A 22979-nucleotide genomic window follows, 5' to 3' on the forward strand; every position below is an offset into this window, starting at 1 on the left:
GTGATCCTTTGAGCTGGTAATTTTGACACGGCCTCAAATATGGATCTGAATCCTAAGATTTTCGCCTAGGCGAGGAATTGAATTTTTGCAGAGTCTTTCCAATCAGATTTATATCTGAGTATTAACCTGCGGTTCGCCTTACTTTTGTTTCGGCAAAAGTAAGCAAAACCACCGTCATTCGCAAAACTCGTCGAATATTGATTCTTATCGAATATATCGCAGAAACATTTAACTATAAATGTCTCCTGCCTCAAACAGTTGCGAATGACTTTTACGCGTATCAGATTTTATCCTGTAACTTGGATATCATCTCTATTTATTCATCGACTTTAATGCCGCGCGAATGATATCACTGGCTTCAGTAAATTCACCTTTGGCAGCATTCACCAGTTTTTGTGCTTCAGCAGGTTTATAGCCCAAGGACTGTAATGCAGCTTCCGCTTCAGCCACGGCTGAATTGCCCATAAACTGAATTTGTGGTGCAGTTGAATTACTTGGGGCAGCACCTGAAGCCATGGCTTTAAAGCGGTCACGCAATTCAATCATCAGGCGTTCTGCAGTCTTTTTACCCACTCCCGGAACTTTAACCAGAGTGTTGATATCTTCATGTTCAACGGTATGGATCAGCATTTCCACACTTAAAGTTGAAAGAATACCAAGCGCCATTTTCGGACCTACGCCGTTCACCTTTAATAAGGTACGGAAAATGGTTTTTTCCTGCGTATTGATAAAGCCATAAAGTAACTGGGCATCTTCACGAACAGCAAGATGGGTCCACAGGGTAATTTTCTGGCCTTTTTGCAACTGACAGAAAGTGGTTAAAGGGGTGTCAATCTCATAACCTACGCCGTTTACATTTAATAAAACAGTCGGTGCTTCCAGCGCCAGCACTTCCCCAATTAGGCATCCAATCATTTTTTATACATACTCAAATTTAATACAGGCATAGTAGTCAGCATTTTCGATAAAGGCAAAACTCTATCATTCAAATCCAGTGATTTTGCTGAGATTATCATCAGGCGCTCGTTCACATTAGAGTAACCCGGCTTTATTGCCATGCAGTTCCTGCGCCAGATTATAGGCCTGATGATCAGAAAACTTGGAGACAATATCCAGCACCTGCATGATATTGGTATAGTGATCATCTGCGAAATATGCACCTGAGCGTTTTAAAATAGCCATTAATCGTTGTTCCTTAAAACTCAATGTCTTCTGTGGCGTGCTCAATGGAATAAAGGCATCCAGAATCGTCTGCAAACTTTGATGTGCGATAATTTCCAGACCGGCTTTTTGCGGATGTTCAAAGATTTTGTCTCGCGCCAGTTCTTTGGCCCGGTTAATGCCAATCTCAATGTCGGCACTACAATAACCCAGCAATGAACCTTGCAGTTGGCCCATCAAAATTTCCTGTTGATGTCGCGCAAAAGCTGTGGTGACTTCATCTACCAGACGTTTCATGACCCGACCACGTAAGGCGGCAATTTTTTGTTGCCAGGTGGTATTAGGCAGATTGATTTCTTCAGGTGTGCCATATTCTCCCAGCAAGTTTAGGAAAACTGGCTCGACTTCGGCATAACTGAGCATATTCAGGCTAATACCATCTTCCAGATCAATCAGGGCATAGCAGATGTCATCCGCAGCTTCTAAAAGATAGGTCAGCGGATGACGACAATAATGATATTCACCAAGCTGGATTAATCCTAGCTGTTCAGCAATTTCCTGCAAAATCTCTTTTTCAGACTGGTAACAACCAAATTTTGGACGTCGACTGGCCGGGGTGTTACCAGTCGGGTCAATCGCCTCAGAGAGCCACGGGTATTTAAGATAGGCACCGAGTGTGGCATAGGTCAGGCGCATGCCGCCATCATAAGGATGATAATCGATCTTGGTCAGCAGGCGCAGGCCTTGGGCATTGCCTTCAAACTGGCGGACATCGGCTTCCTGTTCAGGACTTAAATCTTTTAAAAAGTCGGTATGAGAAGCATCGTCAAACCATTCCCGAATGGCGTATTCACCGGCATGACCAAAAGGCGGGTTGCCAATATCATGTGCCAGACAGGCAGCCTGAATGATGGCACCGACATCAGCCGGAGAAATCCAGGCAGGTAAATTATCTTTGATTTTCTCTGCAGCCAGCATACCGAGTGAACGGCCAATACAGGAGACTTCTAGCGAATGGGTCAAACGGGTATGAATACCATCATGCTGGGTGAGTGGATGGACTTGGGTTTTGCGGTTTAACTGCCGAAAGCTTTGCGAAAAAATAATACGATCATAATCTTTATGAAATGGGCTGCGTGCCAGTTCAGTGCTTTGTTTTTTACTACCAATCCGAACTGTCGAAAGCAGTTCTAACCAACGCATTTGAGTCATTTATCATTATTCAGTGATCCACTATTTGCATCATGCCAAAAAACCAGCTCTGACACTAGGGGAGTGCGACATGAATTGTCATGCTGCATATGGTTATTTCATTCCGCTGGAAAAAACTAAGAATTAAAAATCGAAATCATCAAATGAACAATAAAAAAGCAGACTCAATGGCCTGCTTTTTGTTTAAGGCGAAGAATCAGATTAGCTCTTCGCCATTTTTTTTGGCTTGTTGTATGTCTTTATAGACATTCAGGCAAATCGTGAACAAGACCAGGCTTGCCACCAATGGCCAAAAAAGTACATACAGGGTCAATAATTGACTTGTCATCTGAAATCTCCTTATTTACTTTTCTCAGATAGCTGGTGAAATTCAATCACCATCTTATTGATTTGTTTAAAATCAAATCGTTCTTTACTGTAGACCAGCGTCAATACAGTACATACCAGTGCACTACTGCCATACGCTGTTAGTGAGCTTAATAAAGTGCCATATTCGCGCAAGAAGCCGATGGTCCATGGCATGAAGCCAATACTGGCCAATATGCCAACGACCAGACCCACTTTCTTGCCAAAGAAACCAAAGGTCATCAGACCCAGCACCACACCAATCCCCAGGGTCGCAACGAGTTCAAAGCCAAGTGCGATCAATCCCTGAATCGGAAGCCATTCAAAACGTACTATCAGAAAGCTGAAAAATGCGAGGCCCACTGACCAGTTAAAGGCCCGGGCATTCACCTTGTCCCAATACAGGCTGACAATCACCGGGAATACAATAGAACCCCAAAGCGCACCCACAAAAATCAGCATCGACAAAATGTCAAACTTCAAGGTGGCAATCACAATCCCCAGCATGGTGGCAACGATCATGGTCATACGGCCAATAAACAGCATTTTCTTTGGATCAGGACGGTTTTTCGCAATCTGTTTGCCATAAATGTCCGTCATGACAATCGCAGACAGGGCAGACAGATCCGAGTCAGCGGTAGAAGACAGGGCTCCAATCACCATGATAAATAAAAGCGCGACCATAAATGGCGAAAGATAAGTCGCTGCCATTTGCGGAATCAGATTATTCAGGTTGCCATCAATGGGTTGAATACCTGCAAATAGCGCCAGTAATCCAAGCATGCCTAGACCAATGACAATTGCAGCATAGCCAATGGTTGCAGTGATAAAACTCGGTTTGATCAGGTCTTCACGGACTGCAAACAGGCGCTGGGCAATGGTCTGATTACCAATCGCGTAAGCCAATACGGCAACAAAAAACGGCGCGCCTTGTTCCAGAAAGGCTGTTTTAGAGAAAAAATCCAGCTGTTCCGGTTGCAGGTTATGAATCCCGCTTTGAAACAGGGAAGGTCCGCCTAAGGTAAAGAATAAGGTTGGAATAATGATCACAGCCGCGACAATCATCGCCACCAGCTGACCAAAATCGGTAAAGACCGAAGAACGGAAGCCCGACCAGAGGGTATAGGACAGCACACCGATACCGGTAATCAGCACGCCATGGATAAAGCTTAAAGGAGATAAAATTTCAACCAGTGCTCCAGCGGCGGTAAAGTTAACCATCAGGCTGATGACGCTACCCACAATATTGGAACCCGCCAGAATCATCTGGCTTTGGTTGCCATGCCGGGCATGCATGATTTCTGCCAGGGTGTGTGCATTAGGCGCCAGTTCACGAAAGCGCTTGCCAAAGGGATAGATAAATAAAATCATCAGTGCACCCCACAAACCATAGTGTAGGGCACCGGAAACGCCGTATGTATATCCGGATGAAGCTGCTGCATAAAATGATGCGGCCCAGATCCAGGTAGCGGTCATACTGGCCGCAGACATTCCAAATCCGATGGAGCCATTCGAGACCATGTAGCCATCGACATTTTCATTTTTCTGTTTAATACGTAACGATAGTAGAAAGGTGATGCCATAGAAAAGCACCATCAATAGTACAGTTGCTGTACTAGTGAATTGAAACATACATACTCCTTAAGCGGGTCACCTTTTGTTTTTGAAAATTAAATCATTGGTGACAGATTAAGGCTCTAAAATAGACAGAGCAGTGAAGCTATAGAACATCAAAAAGTTAGTGTCCGAATATAGAATTTATATTCATCTCTACAGCGGAAAGGAAAAACCATTGCCAGGCCCAGAATTTGGACATTTCCTCAGCAATTTGGCTAGAGCTTAACATAAAATCATCAAATTTACTGATGAAGTGTCTATTTGGTAAGATTCTTAGCTGATATAGACGTGTGAGTCTGTTGCTTTATTAGTTGAATAAAAAAGAAAATTTTAGATATTTTTTTATTAATTACAAATATTTATTTTAAATTTTTCGAGTTAAATAAAACCTGAGAATACGGATTAAATAAAAAAGGTAACAAAATTTTATTAGATCTCTTGCGAAAGTCGTTATTGCAAGTTCATCCGGTTTACCAGTGCAGCGATTAAGTTAATGCGTAAACCGAATCTTTTCCGTCTATTTCGATAGCGTTCACTTAGTATTCTAAATCTTTTCAATTGACTGTTAATATGTTCGATTACAACTCGTATTTTTCCAATTATTTTATTGTAATTTTTCTCAGCATCAAATAAGGGTAAATTCTTCTTTTTCTTTATTGGCATCAATAATTTAAAGCCATCTTGCTCTAACCCATAGTACCCTAAATCGGTCATAACATAGTCACAATGTTTGAATTTCTTAACTGTTTTTCTTGCCAATTTAATATCATGCTGACTGCCAGACGATATATCTACTCCTATGATTTGTTTGCTCTTCGGATGATAGATCACTTGGGCTTTTAACGTATGTTTCTTCTTTTTACCACTGTAGAACTTACTCTGATTTTTTTTTCGGGCGTTCTATTAAACATTCTGTCGCATCAATAATTACCCAGTTAAATTGTTCGTCTGCTGTGGTAATGCTTCGTTTTGGCAGGGTAAAACGTCTTGATTTCATTAATGCATCTTCAACCTTTTTAATAGTTCGATTCACATTACTTTCAGCGATATGGTAATTTGCCGCCAATTCCAATTGGGTGTTGTAGCTCCGTAAGTAATTGAGTGTTAATAATAATTGATCCTCTATAGCTAAAGTATGAGGACGCCCTAATTTCTTTTTAAGTGATTCTGCTTCTTTTAAAACTTCGACCATTTCACTAAAAACTGCTCGAGGTACACCAACCAAGCGCTGGAATTCAGAATCTGAAAAACGATTTAATTTCTGATATTTCATGAAATCTATATTGAGGCAGTTTTTACTTTCGCAAGAGGTCTATTATTAATCATTTCTTCATTATTTTTTTATATAGGCATCATAATTCCTGGTAAATTTTCTTATAAATACGAGTGGTATTTTGCTATTTATATTCTGCTTTTTGCGCATAATAGAACTAATGAATAAGTGATGAAATTTCAAAATATTGGCTATGATAGGATAATTTTATCTATATCATTTTTGGTCTTTTAGATGAGTAAATTTCGCTTAATTATGATCTGGGAAAATAAATATCAAATATGAAAGAATAAAGGGATCAAATAAGGGATTTTATTTTTATTCTTTTAGAAGATGAGAGTAGGTGTCCGGTTTTTTCCCCGCAGATGATGTCAAATTAAAATACCACTCATTATTAATTACTCATTTATATGGCGGAGTAATTTTTGTCGGATGCTGTAATGGCGGAGACGAGCGGAGAATTGCTCTTTGTATTTCATAAAGGCAGAAGACCTTTAACCAGTTTTCTAATCTTAAAAGTCAAAGTTAAGAGTCAATCAAAATAATTAAAAACAGTCTGCAAAAAATACGACTTCATGAAATCTTGTAATCAAGTATTTCATTTTGGCCTAAATCGGAACTTTGACAGGTCATGACAATAAAACCTGAATTTGATTTTGCACTGATTGCTGTTGAAAAATAATACAATTTTTATGCAGAAAATTATTCTGAGGCGGTTTTGATTTTTCTTGAAAAAAATGTGTTAACCTGTGCGACTACATTCAATTTTCCTGACTGAAAATAAACGAAATATTTTAAAAGTCCAGGATATTTCAGACGTAGTTTTCTGATTTGGCATCTAGCCGATTTCCTTATTTCACAGTAGAATATGCGCTCTCTCAAGTCACATTGTGGCATGGTTGTTCAGACCATCCCGTGGAGCCAAAATCAGCATGTTTATCGTTGCCGGTGCACCCGCACATTCTTCTTTTAAGAAAACTCAACTATTATCGCGTTTGACGTCAATTAGTTCTGTTCAATCAATTGAAAGTCAATGGGTCTACCTCTTTGACCAAGCGCTCAGCGAGCAACAACAGCAATCAGCTTTACAGCTTCTCAACGATGGTCAATCTTTTGAATTGCACCAGGCTGCAAGTGATGAAATCCAGATTCTAGTCACACCGCGCGTCGGAACCATCTCTCCTTGGTCCTCTAAAGCGACGGACATTTTCAAAAACTGTAATACGCCGGTTCATCGACTTGAACGCGGCGTTTTGTTTACTTTGAAGGGCGTAAAAGAGCTCTCTAAAGAAGCATTGCAAGTACTTCACGACCGTATGACCGAAAGCGTATTCAATGCGATTGAAGATGCTGCGGTATTATTTGTAGAAACTGCGCCAAAACCACTGAACTCGATTGATATTCTGGGTGAAGGTAAAGAAGCACTGGTAAAAGCCAATAATGAATTTGGTTTTGCATTATCAATGGACGAAATTGATTACCTGACTGAGGCTTTCATCAAGCTAGGTCGTAATCCGAATGACATCGAACTGATGATGTTTGCGCAAGCCAACTCTGAGCATTGCCGTCATAAAATTTTTGGTTCGGAATGGACGATTGATGGTGAAGTTCAGCCATTGTCGTTGTTCCAGATGATCAAGAACACCTATAAAGAATCACCGACAGATGTATTGTCGGCTTATAAAGACAACGCTTCAGTGATTGTTGGTTCGGATACCCAGCGTTTTTATCCAACCCAAGAAGACAACGGCCATCAGGTTTATAAATACAAGAGCCAAGCTGCTCACATCCTGATGAAAGTGGAAACCCACAACCATCCAACTGCGATTGCGCCATTTGCTGGTGCAGCGACAGGTTCAGGCGGTGAAATCCGTGATGAAGGCGCGACAGGTCGTGGTGGTAAGCCTAAAGCAGGTTTAACCGGCTTTACCGTATCTAACCTGAATATTCCAGGCTTTGAACAGCCTTGGGAAGAAAACTACGGCAAACCATCGCGTATGGCATCACCGTTACAAATCATGATTGAAGGCCCGCTCGGTGGCGCTGCATTCAATAACGAATTTGGTCGTCCAGCTTTAAACGGTTACTTCCGTACCTTTGAACAAAACGTCAATGGCGATGTTAAAGGTTTCCATAAGCCCATTATGATCGCTGGTGGTTACGGAAATATCCGTCCAGATCACGTTGAAAAAGATCCGATCTTACCGGGCGATTTGCTGATTGTACTCGGCGGTCCAGCCATGCTGATCGGTCTTGGTGGTGGTGCTGCATCTTCTGTAGATAGCGGTAAACTCGGCGAGAACCTTGATTTTGCTTCGGTACAACGTGAAAACCCGGAAATGGAACGCCGTTGCCAAGAAGTGATCGATACTTGCTGGCGCATGGAAGACCACAACCCAATCGTGTCGGTACATGACGTGGGTGCGGGTGGTGTATCAAATGCCATGCCTGAACTGGTGAATGATCACGAATTGGGTGCAGTGCTGGATCTTCGTAAGATTCCATCTTTAGAACCTGGCATGTCTCCAATGGAGATCTGGTCAAACGAAGCGCAAGAACGTTATGTATTGGCGATTCGTCCATCTTCTTTAGAATTATTTGAGTCAATCTGTGCGCGTGAACGTTGTCCGTTTGCGGTACTAGGTGAAGCGACTGAAGCACGTCATTTAACCGTTGAAGATCCATTGTTCGGCAACAAGCCAGTGGATATGCCAATGCAGGTGATGCTTGGTGGTACACCACGTATGAGCCGTACCTATGAAACGATTGAACGCAAAGGCGATGACTTTGATGCGGCTAAAGTCACCGATTTAAAAGATGCGATTTATCGCGTTCTGAAAAACCCGACTGTTGCTTCTAAATCGTTCCTGATCAGTATTGGTGACCGTTCGATTACCGGTATGGTGGCACGTGACCAGATGGTGGGTCGCTGGCAGGTTCCTGTCGCGGATGCTGCAGTTACAACTACGAGCTTGGTGGGTTACACCGGTGAAGCAATGGCGATGGGTGAACGTCCACCAGTAGCCTTGTTGAATCCTGCTGCATCAGCACGTTTATCTGTGGCTGAATCGATCTCGAACATCATGTCTGCGAAGATTGAAAAAATCAGCGACATCAAATTGTCTGCAAACTGGATGGCCGCTGCAGGTCAACCGGGCGAAGACCAGGCACTATTCGAAGGCGTGAAAGCCATCGGTATGGAAATGTGTCCTGCACTCGGTATCGCGATTCCAGTCGGTAAAGACTCATTGTCAATGCGTACGACCTGGAATGACGAAGGTGAAGACAAGTCTGTGACTTCTCCCATGTCAGGCGTGATCACTGCATTTGCACCAGTGACCGATGTGCGTCAAACATTGACTCCAGAATTGAAAAACCTTGAGTCTGTGCTGGTTCGTATTGATCTTTCTAAAGGTCAGTTCCGTCTAGGTGGTTCGATCCTGGCGCAGGTGTATAAAGCAATCGGTTCTGTGACTCCTGATGTTGATAGCTTCGATGACTTAAAAGCATTCTTCGCATTGGTTCAAGACTGGAACAACCGTGGTCTGATCAAGGCGTATCATGACATCGGTGATGGTGGTTTACTGGCGACTGTTGCAGAAATGATGTTCGCATCACGTCTGGGTGTGGCTTTAGAAGATCAATCAACTGCAAGCTTATTCGCTGAAGAAATTGGTGCGGTTCTGCAAATTGCCAAAGCAGATTGGGAAGCGCTACAAACTGAAGTTGCAGTATCTACGCTTAAAGATGCAATTGCAGTGGTTGGTACTGTAAATAATTCTGACCAATTGTCTATCAATGGTCTGGTACTTGAACGTGCTGATCTGCAAGTGGCTTGGACTGAAGTTTCTCATCAAATCCAGCGCCTACGTGACAACGTACAAACTGCGGATCAGGAATTTGCTTTAATTACCGATAAAGCACACAAAGGTATTATCGCCCAACCAACATTCGACTTGAATGAAGCGATTGAAGCACCTTTCATTAACTTGCGTCGTCCAAATATGGCAATTCTGCGTGAGCAGGGTGTGAATGGTCATATCGAAATGGCTGCAGCATTTGACAAAGTGGGCTTCAATACAGTTGACGTCCACATGAGTGACTTGCTGGCAGGTCGTATCAGCCTGGATGATTTCGAAGGCCTGGTAACGTGTGGTGGCTTCTCGTATGGCGACGTGATGGGCGCTGGTGGCGGCTGGGCGAAATCCGTATTGTTCAATGCTAAATTGCGTGACCAGTTTGAGAAATTCTTTAACCGTCAAGAAACTTTCTCACTCGGTATCTGTAACGGCTGTCAAATGTTATCGCAATTGGCTCCATTAATTCCGGGTGCGGATGCTTGGCCACGTTTCCATCGCAATACCTCTGAAGTATTTGAAGCACGTGCAGTGAACGCTCGTGTGGAAAAATCGAATTCAGTCTTATTGCAAGACATGCAAGGTTCGATTCTGCCAATCGCTGTGGCGCATGGTGAAGGTCGTGCAGTTGCAACTGCGGAAAACTTTGCTGCACTGAATGCATCGAATCAGGTGGTTCTACGTTATGTCGACAGCCATGGCAATACAACTGAACAATATCCATTGAACCCGAACGGTTCGCCAGAAGGTATTACTGGTGTAACGTCTCAGGATGGCCGTGCAACGATTATGATGCCGCACCCTGAACGTAACTTCCGCGCGATCCAGCATTCATGGAAACCAGAAGACTGGGATCAGGATGGTGCTTGGTTACGTATGTTCCGTAATGCACGTAAATTTATTGGCTAATTTATTTTAACTTGAAAAGGGTTGCGGAAGCAGCCCTTTTTTATTGCAGAAATTACCGGAATAGCTGCAAAACTGGAAAATCTCTCAGCTTTTGTTTAGACTATCTTCATTAATTGCCACCTTTAGGTGGCTTTTTGTTTTTTAAGGATTTTGATTTTTTTAATTTTCTTTTTCCCTACGGACTTGGTTTAGATTTTGCTTTCATATTGTATATAAAGTGCTATGGTATATTTTATGCACAACTTTATTGCACTATAAAAGAAAGATGGAATAGATCGGTTCAGTATCAATTCTCAAAGATGAGGTGATGACATGGCTAAGACACTCAGAATAATGGATAAGGCAGCAATGCGTCAGAAAGGTTGGTGGTTATTTGGTTTTGTTGTTGGTTTACAGATGCTGTTTTTGGTTGGTAGTTATTTACTACAGGGTTCTTGATCATCAGATTTTAAAAAGCCACCGTTAAGGTGGTTTTTTTACGTATCGCGTGTAGATGGAATTGTTACTTTGAAGGATGAGGAATATATTCCGTAAGGTAACCAAAATCCTTTGTCAGCTTGATGGCGTCCATGTCGCAGGATATATAATTGAAGTACTCGAAAACTAAAAAAGACCACCCTAGGATGGCCTTTTTTATATTGACTTAAACACGGCTATACATGGTATAGAGCTCTTTTTCTTCACGCTCAATACGTTGTACCAATGCAGAACCAATCGCTTCATATTCTGCTCTGAATTCAGCAGCAGCTGCACGGTTTACCCCAAAATCCATCCAGTGATCTATAAACTTAATCACTGTACGTTCAATGACACGCATTTCCTTTCTAAACTGACGTAAAGATAAAAATGCCTGGCTTTGTTCTTTTAAGCCTTGTTCCAAGTAACCATAAAACTTGATATTTTCAGCATCTAAATGCGCTTTAAAATCTTGTTTAAATTGAGCTAATTGATCAGGCAGTAAATGATATTCCTGTAGATATAAAGAATTGCCAATGTTGCTGTACAGACTCAGAAGTTGTTGGTGATCTAGTTCCAAATGTTTAATCAGATTCGGATAAAAAGGAATACCTACATCATCATGTTTAGAGAGGGTATCAATCGAGTGACGATTACCCAAATCTAACGCCGTTTCATTTTGTGGATTGTCCGCTTTGGATGGGTTAAATCCATTAAAAAGTGATGAAAATAACTGTTTTAACCAATTAAATAACATTGGGGAAATCCTGAATTTAGGTTTTATTTTCAAATCAATATCATCCATTCTTTTGATTTGAAAACATGAAACTTTTGCTTTTAAGGGTTTCAGGGCAGCATGTCATTGGCATTGCATTCGCGGTATCAATGAGAGGATCAAAACTTGTAATTAATTTTTGACCATTCCTGAAGCCGTCGAATATCTGGGAGAAATTTGCCATGACATGTGCTTACCTCACAAAGAACATATTTTGCTGGCGGAGTGCGGGAGAAGTTTGAACCACAGATTAGCAAAATGAATGTGTCTTAGCTATGCAAGGCAGAACAGTATGATTAAACCTAAATGTGGGAGTTATACTGTATTAATGTGAAATTTATCACAAAATCAATCGTATATGCGCATTGGTATTAAATGAAATAGTTGCGATTAAATGAGTTTTAATCAATCAGTGAGTTTAGGAAAGAAATATTATAGGACTTACGCACTATTATTTATAGATTTTCTGTGGCAGCAGATGATTCTTATCGAGAATAAATTCATCAATAAAGTTCTTGATAATTGGTCTAAATAATTTCTTCTGCCAACGATATACATTTTCAAAGATCCGCTCAAACTGGTTCTTTTGTATCTCAACATAGGCCATCAAGGCTGAGAAAATATGATTCAAAATCAGCTTGGATCGTCTTACTTGAAACTTTTCAATATGACAAACCTGTTTAATTACTCGATGATATTGTTCTATTTTCCAATGACTTGAATGTAATTCATAAAAACCATCAAAGGACAATAAATCATCTTCATCTTGATGCACAATATAAAATCTCTGCTGTTCTTTTAACTGAGTCTTAAATAATTGTACAAAGCCAACATCTTTGAGCCAGACCACTTGACCCTGATGAAAATTCGGCAATAAACGGAGTTGAAACCATTGTCCTTTTTCAGGGGAAACCTTACGGTTACTGTCGACACCAAACATAAATCGAATACCATGTTTTCTTATGGTTTTTAGATTTTCAGTCGATGAATACCAACTATCACCTGTAATGAGTTGAATCTTTGCACCCCAATCGAGTACTTCACTTAACATCTCCATAAAGTAATCATTCTTGGTTTTACTTTCTGACTTATCATAAATTCGAAAATTAATTGGAATATTTTTGCCATGTTGATCTGTCGCATACAAGGTAATGAGATTAATACCCTTGACGGATCGGTGGTGTTTACCTGACCAAAGATAGCTAACTAAGTCCATATGTTGACTATATGGCTTATCTAAAACAGTATCATCAATACTGACTGTAAGTTTATTATTATCAATGTGTTGAATTGCTTCTTGATATAGATCGTGAGCTGTGTAGTCTTCACGCTCCAAAAAGCGATTTACACTGTCATGCGAGATATTATAAGTCTCGGCAAGTTGTGTGCAGCTAATAGAGTTTGGTTCTGTCATGAGAAAGCCCATATAAATGGGTAATGTACAAGTTGCTGTAGAAGCATGTTTAGTTCGTCTGATCACAGATACGTTATAAAGTAGTTTGAGACTTTTTTAAATCCGTCAATGCGTAAGTCCTATATTAGAATAAATTGACTTCAATAAAGCCGAGAACAAGCATATATTCTTATTTTAAAAGCCTAAAAAACCACCCGAAGGTGGTATTTTTCAAAACTCATTCATTAAATAACTAGCTGAACCTGTTTGAGTACTGCTTTTAGCGTATTCATATAATCAAAAGCATCATTGGTGCTGTCCTGATAACGCCAAGCCACATAACCATCCGGACGAACCAGCACTGCACCAGATTCATGGATTTGAGATTTGCTGTTCCAAGTACCATACACATCACGGTAGTCACGAGAACCAATTTGAATCACATCTAGATAAGATAAGTTCAGTACTTCAGCAGCCTGTTTCCAGCCTTTACCGGATAAACCTGTGAGCAGGGTAAAACGACCTTTACCCGTAATATCCAGTGTTGACTGCTTTTGACCATTGGCATTGATCAGCCAGATATGTGGCACTTTAGCACCCGGACGAGTCGTTGCCTGTAAGTACAACTGCTCATCTTTTTCAAAAATTTCAGGCTCGGATTCTGCAATCACCGCATTGGAGCTATATCGCTGGTTCAGCTCTACACCTTGAGCATTAAACTCAAAGTTTTTAATTTCTAATGCTTCAAACAGTTTTTTGCGGATTTCAGCACCTTGCTCATCTTCCGAAAAAATATGTTCCAGCATTTGCTTCTGAGTCGTTACACCATTATCAAAACCGAAGACTTCTTTTAAGTATTTATAATCAAAACGTGATTGATTCGCACGCGCCACAATCTGCTTGCCGACCGGTGCACGCTCAGCCGTATATGAATCCAGCAGGGAAGGCGCAGCCCAGCCTTTAACGGCATATGCCAGTTTCCAGCCCAGGTTAAAGGCATCCTGCATGCAGGTATTTGAACCTAGGCCACTAGATGGTGGATGACGGTGCACCGCATCACCACCACAGAATACGCGACCTTTTGAATATTCGGTTGCCCAGGTCTGGTTGACATACCAATAAGACAGTTTTTGAATCTCGACTTCTTCAACTTCTGCACCAACAAAGGCATTCAGGCGGGCACGAACCTGTTCTTCAGTGACTTGTGGCTCACCTTTGGAAATGTCAAAGCCCCAGCCCATAATCCATTCATTCCATGGTGTAATGGCACGCAGTAAGCCCATACCAAGATCACCAAAACTCGCTTCCGGATTAACGATCCATTGCAGGATGGCAGGACGATACTGAACATATTGAGAAAGATCAGCTTTAAAGGTCACATAGACTGTACCCGCACGTGCCATCACGCCTTCCAGTGGCAAGCCGAGCTGTTCCAGTACACGGGATTTTGCCCCATCCATACCCACCAGATATTTCGCTTTTAAGCTAAATTCAGTATTGGTAATCAGGTTCAGGAAAGTGGCTGTCACGCCATCTTCGTCCTGCACATGCGATAAATATTCGGTATTAAAGTTATAAATCGCACCACGTTCACCAGCATTTTTGACCAGCAGGGCTTCCATTTTGGGTTGGATCAAATCAACTAAAGGACATGGGCTGCCTTTGAGGTAATCGCCATGACGCTCATCACCTGTACCCCAGGCACTTAAACGGGCAATTTCTTCACCGACCAGACTAGTGGTAATCAGGCTTTCACCCATCTGCTCCCAAGGTGTAGCGATCTCTTTAACCTGTTCTTCAATACCTAAATCACGTAATACTTCCATGGCGCGCTGATTGGTAATATGCGCACGTGGACTATTGGCCAGCCAGCTAAACTGGGTAAACAGTTGTACCTTGATGCCATAATTGGCCAAAGCCAAACCTAATGTTGAACCTGCAGGACCGGTACCAATGATCAGAACATCAGTGTCATAGTGTTGTGTCATACAAGACCCCATGTATATGCGTGAAGAACAAGCCATCTATCTAGCTATACAGTCTAGTAAATCAGGATCTGTTGATATAGCGATATTCATATAAACTATTGACCTATTCTTATTTGCAATACGTGGGTCATAATCTTAAGATGCTGACCTGATCAGAAACCGGGCAGACTATGGAACTTCGACATTTACGCTATTTTATCACCGTGGCGCAGCAACAAAGTTTTACCAAGGCCGCCGAAAAGCTGTTTACTGCCCAGCCGTCCTTAAGCCAGCAAATTAAGGATCTGGAACAGGAAGTTGGCGTTCTCCTGTTTGATCGTTCATCGAGAAAAGTAAAACTCACCGATGAAGGGAGGGCTTTTCAGATCTATGCTGAAAAAGCCCTGAAAAATGCCAAGCTGGCAGTGGCAGCAGCACGTCAGGTTGCACAGCAGAAAAATAATCAGATTCATATTGGCTTTCTGAATGTCGCAGAAATCAAAGTCATGCCACAGATTCTGGTACAGCTTAAAAAAACCATGCCGGACTTGAAAATCCATCTGCATAGCCTGACCTGTATGGAACAGATTCAGCGGCTAAAAAATGCTGAACTGGATTTATGTATTACTCGTTTTCAGCTGAATCATCCAGATTTTGACAATATTCATTTATTAACCGAGCAAATTTATCTGGTTGCTGCTCAGCATTTACATCCTACAAATCGAATCCTGAAATTACAGGAACTGAAAAATCACAATATAATTATGTGTGAGCAGAATGCATCCCCCGTATTTTATGAAAAGTTGGATGAACTGCTTTGCATTGATCAGCTCGATCATGAGCAGGTGCTGTGGGTGACCAATGTGTTACAACACATCAATCTGACCAATATGGGGATGGGCTTTAGTTTCGCACCCGAATATTTACTGCGTTTTTTGAATGATCATGTGAAAATTATCCAGACTGATCAGGCACTACCAAAACTGGGCTTGTATGCAACATTTAACAAGAATTCCCAAAATCCTGCATTGAAGCTGATTACCCAAGCCCTTAATAATACGGCAAGTATCTGAATTGCAGGAAGGAATATATGTTAAAGCTGATTTATTACGTGCCGGACGAAAATCTGGAAGACACCAAGAATGCAATATTTGTAGCAGGAGCGGGCGGTATTGGTGAGTATACGAATTGTGCCTGGCAGGTTTTAGGAACTGGACAGTTTAAACCACAGGAAGGTGCAGATCCTCATATTGGTGAAGTGGGAAAATTGGAACAGGTGGAAGAATGGCGGGTAGAAATCCTGGTGCCTGATGAGAAGGCAGTCGAGGTCGCCAAAGCTCTGAAAGAAAGCCATCCTTATGAAGAGCCAGCCTTTGAGTTTATTCAGCTTCTGGATATCAAAGTCTAAAATTATAAAAGTTACGTTCTATTACGGCACGGCGTATTCAATTTGATGCGCCGTTAATCTAGATTCAGAAAACAGCCAAACCGCTTTTGTTATTATCATTTCTGCCAGAATAATCCAAAGAAAAAATACAATAAGGAAAATAACAATGCTATGGCCAAAACCGCTGAGCAGCGTATGGAAAAATACGCTCAGTAAATCCATTCAATACGGTGCAGAAATCCTGCATCAGCGCATTCCGTATTCGCCGGATAATCCCTATCTGGAAGGTATATTTGCACCAGAGCGGCAGGAACACTTTTCCACAAATTTAAAGGTTGAAGGGCAGATTCCTGCAGAACTGGATGGCGCATTAATGCGGATTGGCCCAAATCCTATTAACGTCAAAAATCCACGTAACTATCACTGGTTTACTGGCGATGGCATGTTGCATGCGCTCAGACTGAAGGGTGGTGAGGCACATTGGTATAAAAGCAGTTATATCGGTTCTGCCAGTGTGCAGAAAAAACTTCATCGACCACAAATTCCAGGTACAACCCGAGGTGTCGCAGATGCAGTCAATACCAATGTCATCCACTTTGCCGGAAAAATCTGGGCATTGGTAGAAGCAGGCGCTTATCCAGTTGAGTTGAATGCTGCACTGGAGTCAAAACGACATCATTTGTTTGGAGATGATCAGGATCTGCCATTTACTGCTCATCCACATATCGATCCTGAAACAGGTGATATTCATGCGGTTTGTTATGATGCTTTAAGTCAGAACAAAGTTTTTTATTTGCAGATAGATTCAAAAGGTAAGTTGAAATATCACGTCGACATTCCAGTGAAACATGGTCCGATGATTCATGATTGTGCCATTACCAGATCTCAGGTGCTGATTCTGGACCTGAATGTGAACTTTTCTGTACGCAGTGCTTTAAAGGGTTCAATGTTGCCTTATCAATGGAATCCAAAACGGCAGGCACGCATTGGTATATTACCTTTTGGCGGTAAGGCAATTGATATTCGCTGGTATGAGATTGATCCCTGTTTTATTTTTCATACCGTGAATGCTTATGAGCTGGATTCTGGTGATGTGGTTATGGATGCGGTGGTGCACTCCAAAGCATTGGTCAGTTCGATTCAGGGACCGATTGAAGATCAGGATATTCGGCTGGAGCGGTTCATTTTTGAACACGGCATTGGAAAAGTGACTAGGACAGTATTATCCGAGATGAAACAGGAATTCCCACGGATTAATGAAGCTTATACGGGGCGGCCTTATCGTTATGTCTACACTATTTCCTTTGGCGAGTTTGATGATCCTTCTCGTGTCAGCAGCAATACTCTTTTGAGCCATGATGTGGAAACTGGCAATTCAGAAAGCTATTCTTTTGGAGAAAACTGGGTGACAGGAGAGGTGATATTCGTCGCACGGGAAGGGGCTCAAGCTGAAAATGATGGCTGGCTGATGTCTTATGTTCATGCTTTAGATGATAGTCCATCTAGGGTAGTGATTCTGGATGCACAGCATATGACTGAAGGGCCGATTGCAACCATTCATTTACCGGTACGTGTACCCGTCGGGTTTCATTGTAACTGGATTGATTATCGGAAATTGAGAACCCACTATTCATAGGTTTTGATTATTTACTGGCATTTTTAAGATGGCATAGCCTTCATATAGCGTGAAGACTTCACTCTCTGTTTGCAGGCTGATAGGGCTTTAAAGAACGAAAAATATATTGCATAGGATAAGCAAAATTATGTGTTAGGCAGAAATTCATTCTTGAATCTCTGCCTAAGCGCGATATCCATATCACCAAATGAGGTAGAACTTAAGGCTTTGTTTTTCTATAGCTGCTATTAAACCTTCTGAATAAACAGCTCACGATCAAAACGGTACTGTGGGAAAAATACTCCATCCTCAGCACGTTCACCCGCACCAATTACCATGACCGGATACTGTTCATCATTTAATTTCAGAATTTCACGAACCATCGGCTCATCAAAACCTTCCATCATACAGCTGTCAAAACCATAGGCCCGTAAGGCTAAGACCAGATTTTCACAAGCGAGCGCCGTTGTTTTGGTCGCCCACAGTTTCGCATCAGCTGGGCTGAAAGCAGACACTGGCATTTGTTTGTCCAGTGTACGGGCAACTTTGAAAGCCACTTTCTTAAAGTTACCGAAAGCATTCAGATAACCGGTTTTATAGTTGTAAGGAATATATTTATAGTATTTCTTAATCGCGGGCGGAGCTTCTGGAAATGGAAATTCATTCACATTACGTTTTGCCATTTCATCAATACGGTCGGTACGTGCGATACAGACAATTAGCTCAGAAGGGCTTTGTTGCACAAAGATTTGAAATGCAAAGCGCCCCTAATTGAGCCAAATTTAAGGCGTAACTTGGGTAAGTGGTCGACCTAATTCCGTAAATCTGTTGAGGACTGCTACACGTGCATGAATTTCATTCACCTGACTAGGAAAGCTTCTTGCCATTAATTTATCGCCTAATAATTTGATGCAATGCATCTTGGTTTCCACCAAACTGCGGCGATGATAGCCTGACCATTTTTTCCATAATGTCCTGCCTAAACGTTTAACTGTTCGAAGTAATTCATTTCGCTCTAGCGAGCTACTTTTTGTATCTTTCCATGGTTTCGCATTTTTTCTAGGTGGAATCACCGCATGTGCTTGCCGATCTGCAATAACCTGACGGCATTGCTTGGTGTCATAAGCTCCATCGCTATAAACAGAGTCAATCTGCTCATCTTGTGGAATCTGATTAAGTAAATCACCAAGCACCTGTGAATCACTGACATTATTGGTTGTGAGCTGAATAGCGCGTATTTGTAGGGTTTTGGCATCTATACCAATATGTAGTTTACGCCATTGGCGACGATATTCAGCTCCATGTTTCTTGCGTTTCCATTCGCCCTCACCTAGAAACTTCATGCCTGTAGAGTCTACGAGTAGATGCAGCCCATCGCTACTTTTTTGGTAGCTGATTGCAATATCAATATGCTTTTGTCTTCTACAAAGCGTACTGTAATCTGGTGCGGTCCAATTTAATCCGCAAAGTTTAATCAGACTTTGCACAAAGCCAGTGACCATACGTAAAGATAGACGGAATAAGGATTTAATCATTAAGCAGCATTGGATGGCTGCGTCGGAGTAGGTTTGATTTCGCCCTTGTTTGCCTTTTGATGGCGCATACCATTGCGTAGCAGGATCAAACCAAATGGCAATATTTCCGCGACTCATGAGTGCTCGGTTATATGCGGGCCAATTGGTTGTGCGGTAGATTTTCTGTGTAGGCTTATTCATTTGGAAATTATATCGCTGAAAAAGCCTTTACAGATAGGTTTGTGCAACAAAGCCGATTTGAACTATCTGTTGTTCCGGAAGAGGTTTGGGAGTTTTGATTTGGCATACTTCAGATTCTTAGAAAAATAAAAGATTGAGGCAGTCTAAACCACCTCGTTGAGCTCATAAGTTTGAAAATTAGTTGAATTGTGTGAAATCAGGTTTACGTTTTTGCATAAACGCTTGAACCGCTTCCAGCATTTCTGGCGAGCCTACACGCTGCATGAAAATTTCTGCTTCATGGTCAATCCATTCCACAATTTCATTCACATTGTGTTTCATCAAAGCTTTAGATTGCACCAGAGATGCTAATGGTAGGGCAGAGAGCTGGGCAGCTTGTGCTGCTGCTTTAGTGTAAACATCTTCTTCAATGCTATTCACCAGACCTGCGTCGAGTGCTTTTTCGCTATTGAATTTTTGCGCAGTCAGTAATAATTCGGCTGCTTTATGATAACCCGCTTGCTGAATCAACAGCTTGCTTGAAGCCCCTTCAGGCGATAGACCCAGACTGACAAATGGAATCTGGAACAAGGCAGTATTGTCACTATAGACCAGATCACAATGTAGTAAGATCGTCACGCCAATGCCGATCGCAACACCACGCACCGCAGCAATCAAAGGCTTGGAAAATTTTGCAGCAGATTTGAGTAAAACAAACGGCGGGCCTTCAGCAGCGGGTGCCTGACCTTTCTTCGCAGCAGATTTCATAAAATCCTGCATATCATTGCCCGCACTAAAGTCTGCGTCCTGACCACGTAATACAACTACACGAACTTCAGGTGCTTGATCTGCTTCATCTAAAGCTTTCGCAATCCAGAGATACAGCTCGCTATATAACGCATTTTTCGCTTCCGGGCGATTGATGGCTAAAGTGAGTACACCATGTTCTAAATTCGCATTCAAATGCTCATGAGGTTGTTGAATACAGCTCAGTGTCATCGTACTATCCTTGCTTTAAAACTTAATTTGATTTTATGGGAATGATTATGTCGCATATTTATTGGGGCGGCACAACTCATGAGTCATAAAAAACTGATCCCTTATGAACTATACATTTGATTATCTGGTTTTCATTGGCCGCTTTCAGCCTTTTCATCTGGCGCACATGCAAACCATTAAAATTGCCTTGCAGCACAGTCAACATGTGATTTTGGCGCTTGGTTCTGCGCAAAATGAACGCAATATCAAGAATCCATTCTTGGCTTCGGAGCGTGAAGCCATGATCCTGTCAAATTTTAGTCCAGAAGATCGGGCGCGGATCAAATTTGTAGAAGTTATTGATGTTTATAATGATGAAAAATGGCAAAAACTGGTGAAATCGCTGGTGAATCAGGTCATTGAGCCGGATGCCAAAATCGGGCTGATTGGGCACTTTAAAGATGATTCTTCTTATTATTTAAAGTTTTTTCCAGAATGGGAAATGGTCGAACTTGACAGCCTGGAAGATGCCTTATCCGCCACGCCGATGCGTGAAGCTTATTATCGTGGCGAAATTCAACGGGATAAATTTCCACAAGGCACGATTGATTTTCTAGAGAATTTCCAAAAAACCACGACCTATCAGCAACTCAGTGAAAAATTTGCCCACAATGATAAAACCAATCTGCTTTAAAAGTATCAGGTTGTTATGGGTTGATTCATGGTAGTTTGAGCATGCTGTTTCAAACATTCCCCAAGGATTTCTAGAGCAGGAGACTGTTCTTTCCAGTGATGCCAATACAAGGGCACTTCAATTCGCATCTTACTTGAAAGTTCAAGCAGTCGACCTGACTCCAGTAAATCCCTGGTTTGATAGTCCGGCAGCCAGCCATAGCCTAGACCCATGACAATCGCATCAAAAAATGCATGGGTCGATGGAATAAAAAAGTGAGGATATTGTGCTAGATTCAGGCCAAATTCGTGCTGAATAAATTGGGTATGCAGCTGGTCTTTTTCATTAAAAATAATTGCAGGGGCAAGCCGTAGCGCATCCCGATGTACCCCTTGATGAAACCAGTTTCGGGAAAACTCAGGGGTGGCGACCAGCCGATACTGCATCTGTCCGATCAATTCCGCCCGGCAACCTTTCATTGCCTTGGCTTCAGTACTCAAACAGGCATTGACGAGACCTGCTTCTAACAGATGATGAGTTTGAGATTGATCATCTACCTGAAAATGCAGCACAATTTTATGCTGGATCAGCTGGGCTTGTAAGGTGGGTAATAGCCAGGTCGCGAGTGAATCAGCATTGGTGGCAATATTCAGACAATAGAAACCTTCATGTTGCAGCTGTCCACCCAAATCTTGCATCAAATTCTGTTCTAGCAAACGTTGATGCTGTAAATAATGCAATAAAGTTTGCCCGGATTGGGTCACGCGGCAAGGCCGATCTCTGACCAGAAGCAATTGTCCCAATTTTTTTTCCAGACTTTGAACACGAAGGGTCACTGCCGAAGCAGTAATACTTAGCTGCTCGGCAGCCAGATCGAAACTTCCCGTTTTTGCAACTGCATAAAAAGCATCACATTGTTTCGCATTCAGCATTTCTATTATCTAAAAATAATTTAGTTAAATTGATATTAACTTAGTTTTAATTAATCGCACTCATTTTGTTGAATAATTCATTTATTCAAAAAAGGGGGAATGTGATGTTCAGTTATATGATGAGTGGTTTTGCTGTGGGAATGAGCCTGATTGTCAGTATCGGTGCACAGAATGCTTTTGTATTAAAACAAGGTTTAAAACAGCAGCATGTGTTCTGGGTCTGTGTGATTTGTGCCTTATCTGATTCCATTTTAATTCTGCTTGGCGTACTGGGCTTTGCGCGCGTCATTGAACATTATCCGGATATTGTTATATTTTCTAAATATATTGGCGCAGGATTCCTGTTTTATTATGGTTTACGCCATGCGATCAGCGCATTTAAATCAACCGAGGTCTTGGCACCAAGTGGTCAGCTAACAGAGAATTTTCTACAAGTACTGATGATTTGCCTGGCTTTTACCTGGCTGAATCCGCATGTTTACTTAGACACAGTCATATTGATTGGATCAATTTCAACTCAATACGCCCTAGGAAAATGGTGGTTTGCTTTAGGCGCTGTCTGTGCTTCCTGGTTTTTCTTTTTTAGTTTGGGATATGGAGCAAAAATACTGACGCCTTGGTTTCAACATCCAAAAGCATGGAAAATACTGGATGCTATAATTGCTTGTACCATGTGGGGCGTCGCAGTGTCATTAATCCTCAGTATTTGATTCAGGCTACGGAAGTCGATAGATC

General features: G+C 41.8%; 18 protein-coding genes and 1 pseudogene. 7 read left to right on the forward strand and 12 right to left on the reverse strand.

What is annotated here, in order from left to right; genetic code table 11:
- Positions 1-312 precede the first annotated feature (312 nt).
- The 5 genes from ruvA to ACO1B7_RS11705 all read right to left on the reverse strand — a co-directional run bounded on the left by ruvA (position 313) and on the right by ACO1B7_RS11705 (position 5608).
- Positions 313-915 carry a Holliday junction branch migration protein RuvA gene (gene ruvA / locus ACO1B7_RS11685; protein ID WP_005106411.1) on the reverse strand — a complete coding sequence of 201 codons (603 nt, stop codon included), beginning with the start codon at positions 913-915 and terminating at the stop codon, positions 313-315.
- Between the two features lie 117 nt (positions 916-1032).
- Positions 1033-2373 carry a deoxyguanosinetriphosphate triphosphohydrolase gene (locus tag ACO1B7_RS11690; protein ID WP_129717069.1) on the reverse strand — a complete coding sequence of 447 codons (1341 nt, stop codon included), beginning with the start codon at positions 2371-2373 and terminating at the stop codon, positions 1033-1035.
- 196 nt (positions 2374-2569) lie between these two features.
- A complete protein-coding gene (locus ACO1B7_RS11695; RefSeq protein ID WP_005265804.1) occupies positions 2570-2701 on the reverse strand; it encodes a putative transporter small subunit in 132 nt (43 codons plus the stop codon).
- Between the two features lie 11 nt (positions 2702-2712).
- Positions 2713-4350 (reverse strand): sodium:solute symporter family transporter, encoded by a 1638-nt coding sequence (locus ACO1B7_RS11700; protein WP_005106413.1) that lies wholly within the window; start codon positions 4348-4350, stop codon positions 2713-2715.
- A gap of 435 nt (positions 4351-4785) precedes the next feature.
- Positions 4786-5608 (reverse strand): IS5 family transposase gene (locus tag ACO1B7_RS11705; protein ID WP_337971651.1). Its coding sequence is split into 2 segments (ribosomal slippage): positions 4786-5226 and positions 5228-5608, totalling 822 coding nucleotides; the frame shifts between segments, so codons are not numbered across the junction.
- 932 nt (positions 5609-6540) lie between these two features.
- Between ACO1B7_RS11705 and purL the strand changes: the two genes are divergently transcribed.
- Both purL and ACO1B7_RS11715 read left to right on the forward strand, forming a co-directional pair.
- Positions 6541-10374 (forward strand): phosphoribosylformylglycinamidine synthase, encoded by a 3834-nt coding sequence (purL, locus tag ACO1B7_RS11710; protein ID WP_129717847.1) that lies wholly within the window; start codon positions 6541-6543, stop codon positions 10372-10374.
- A gap of 312 nt (positions 10375-10686) precedes the next feature.
- On the forward strand, positions 10687-10812 hold the full coding sequence (locus ACO1B7_RS11715; RefSeq protein WP_005103832.1) for a KGW motif small protein: 126 nt from the start codon (positions 10687-10689) through the stop codon (positions 10810-10812).
- Between the two features lie 205 nt (positions 10813-11017).
- Here the strand turns inward: ACO1B7_RS11715 and ACO1B7_RS11720 are convergent, their stop codons facing one another.
- The 3 genes from ACO1B7_RS11720 to ACO1B7_RS11730 all read right to left on the reverse strand — a co-directional run bounded on the left by ACO1B7_RS11720 (position 11018) and on the right by ACO1B7_RS11730 (position 14986).
- A complete protein-coding gene (locus ACO1B7_RS11720; RefSeq protein ID WP_337971652.1) occupies positions 11018-11587 on the reverse strand; it encodes a hemerythrin domain-containing protein in 570 nt (189 codons plus the stop codon).
- A 469-nt stretch (positions 11588-12056) separates the two neighbouring features.
- Positions 12057-13085, reverse strand: coding sequence for an IS701 family transposase (locus ACO1B7_RS11725; protein WP_423090219.1), 1029 nt, complete (start codon positions 13083-13085; stop codon positions 12057-12059).
- A 158-nt stretch (positions 13086-13243) separates the two neighbouring features.
- On the reverse strand, positions 13244-14986 hold the full coding sequence (locus ACO1B7_RS11730; RefSeq protein WP_423090220.1) for an FAD-dependent oxidoreductase: 1743 nt from the start codon (positions 14984-14986) through the stop codon (positions 13244-13246).
- Positions 14987-15156: 170 nt separating this feature from the next.
- On the opposite strand from ACO1B7_RS11730, the gene ACO1B7_RS11735 reads away from it, so the two are divergent.
- From ACO1B7_RS11735 to ACO1B7_RS11745, 3 genes are all read left to right on the forward strand, one after another.
- Positions 15157-16038, forward strand: coding sequence for a LysR substrate-binding domain-containing protein (locus ACO1B7_RS11735; RefSeq protein ID WP_423090221.1), 882 nt, complete (start codon positions 15157-15159; stop codon positions 16036-16038).
- A gap of 17 nt (positions 16039-16055) precedes the next feature.
- On the forward strand, positions 16056-16373 hold the full coding sequence (locus ACO1B7_RS11740; RefSeq protein WP_423090222.1) for a YqfO family protein: 318 nt from the start codon (positions 16056-16058) through the stop codon (positions 16371-16373).
- Positions 16374-16518: 145 nt separating this feature from the next.
- Positions 16519-17988, forward strand: coding sequence for a carotenoid oxygenase family protein (locus ACO1B7_RS11745; RefSeq protein WP_374952568.1), 1470 nt, complete (start codon positions 16519-16521; stop codon positions 17986-17988).
- 227 nt (positions 17989-18215) lie between these two features.
- Here the strand turns inward: ACO1B7_RS11745 and ACO1B7_RS11750 are convergent.
- The 3 genes and pseudogenes from ACO1B7_RS11750 to ACO1B7_RS11760 form a co-directional block, all read right to left on the reverse strand.
- Positions 18216-18704 (reverse strand): annotated as a pseudogene (locus tag ACO1B7_RS11750) (nitroreductase family protein); the annotation flags it as partial.
- Positions 18705-18749: 45 nt separating this feature from the next.
- Positions 18750-19682 carry an IS5-like element IS17 family transposase gene (locus ACO1B7_RS11755; protein ID WP_337971653.1) on the reverse strand — a complete coding sequence of 311 codons (933 nt, stop codon included), beginning with the start codon at positions 19680-19682 and terminating at the stop codon, positions 18750-18752.
- Between the two features lie 177 nt (positions 19683-19859).
- Positions 19860-20660: an enoyl-CoA hydratase-related protein gene (locus ACO1B7_RS11760; RefSeq protein WP_004731699.1), complete on the reverse strand. Its 801-nt coding sequence runs from the start codon at positions 20658-20660 to the stop codon at positions 19860-19862.
- A 103-nt stretch (positions 20661-20763) separates the two neighbouring features.
- Between ACO1B7_RS11760 and ACO1B7_RS11765 the strand changes: the two genes are divergently transcribed.
- On the forward strand, positions 20764-21333 hold the full coding sequence (locus ACO1B7_RS11765; protein WP_129717257.1) for a nicotinate-nicotinamide nucleotide adenylyltransferase: 570 nt from the start codon (positions 20764-20766) through the stop codon (positions 21331-21333).
- Positions 21334-21338: 5 nt separating this feature from the next.
- Here ACO1B7_RS11765 and ACO1B7_RS11770 read toward each other — a convergent pair whose 3' ends face one another.
- Positions 21339-22244 (reverse strand): LysR family transcriptional regulator ArgP, encoded by a 906-nt coding sequence (locus tag ACO1B7_RS11770; RefSeq protein ID WP_129717255.1) that lies wholly within the window; start codon positions 22242-22244, stop codon positions 21339-21341.
- A gap of 104 nt (positions 22245-22348) precedes the next feature.
- Between ACO1B7_RS11770 and ACO1B7_RS11775 the strand changes: the two genes are divergently transcribed.
- A complete protein-coding gene (locus ACO1B7_RS11775) occupies positions 22349-22954 on the forward strand; it encodes a LysE/ArgO family amino acid transporter (protein WP_164542963.1) in 606 nt (201 codons plus the stop codon).
- The last annotated feature ends 25 nt before the right edge of the window (positions 22955-22979 follow it).

Origin of the sequence: Acinetobacter lwoffii (genome assembly GCF_049367455.1) — a bacterium.
Lineage (GTDB): Bacteria > Pseudomonadota > Gammaproteobacteria > Pseudomonadales > Moraxellaceae > Acinetobacter > Acinetobacter lwoffii_W.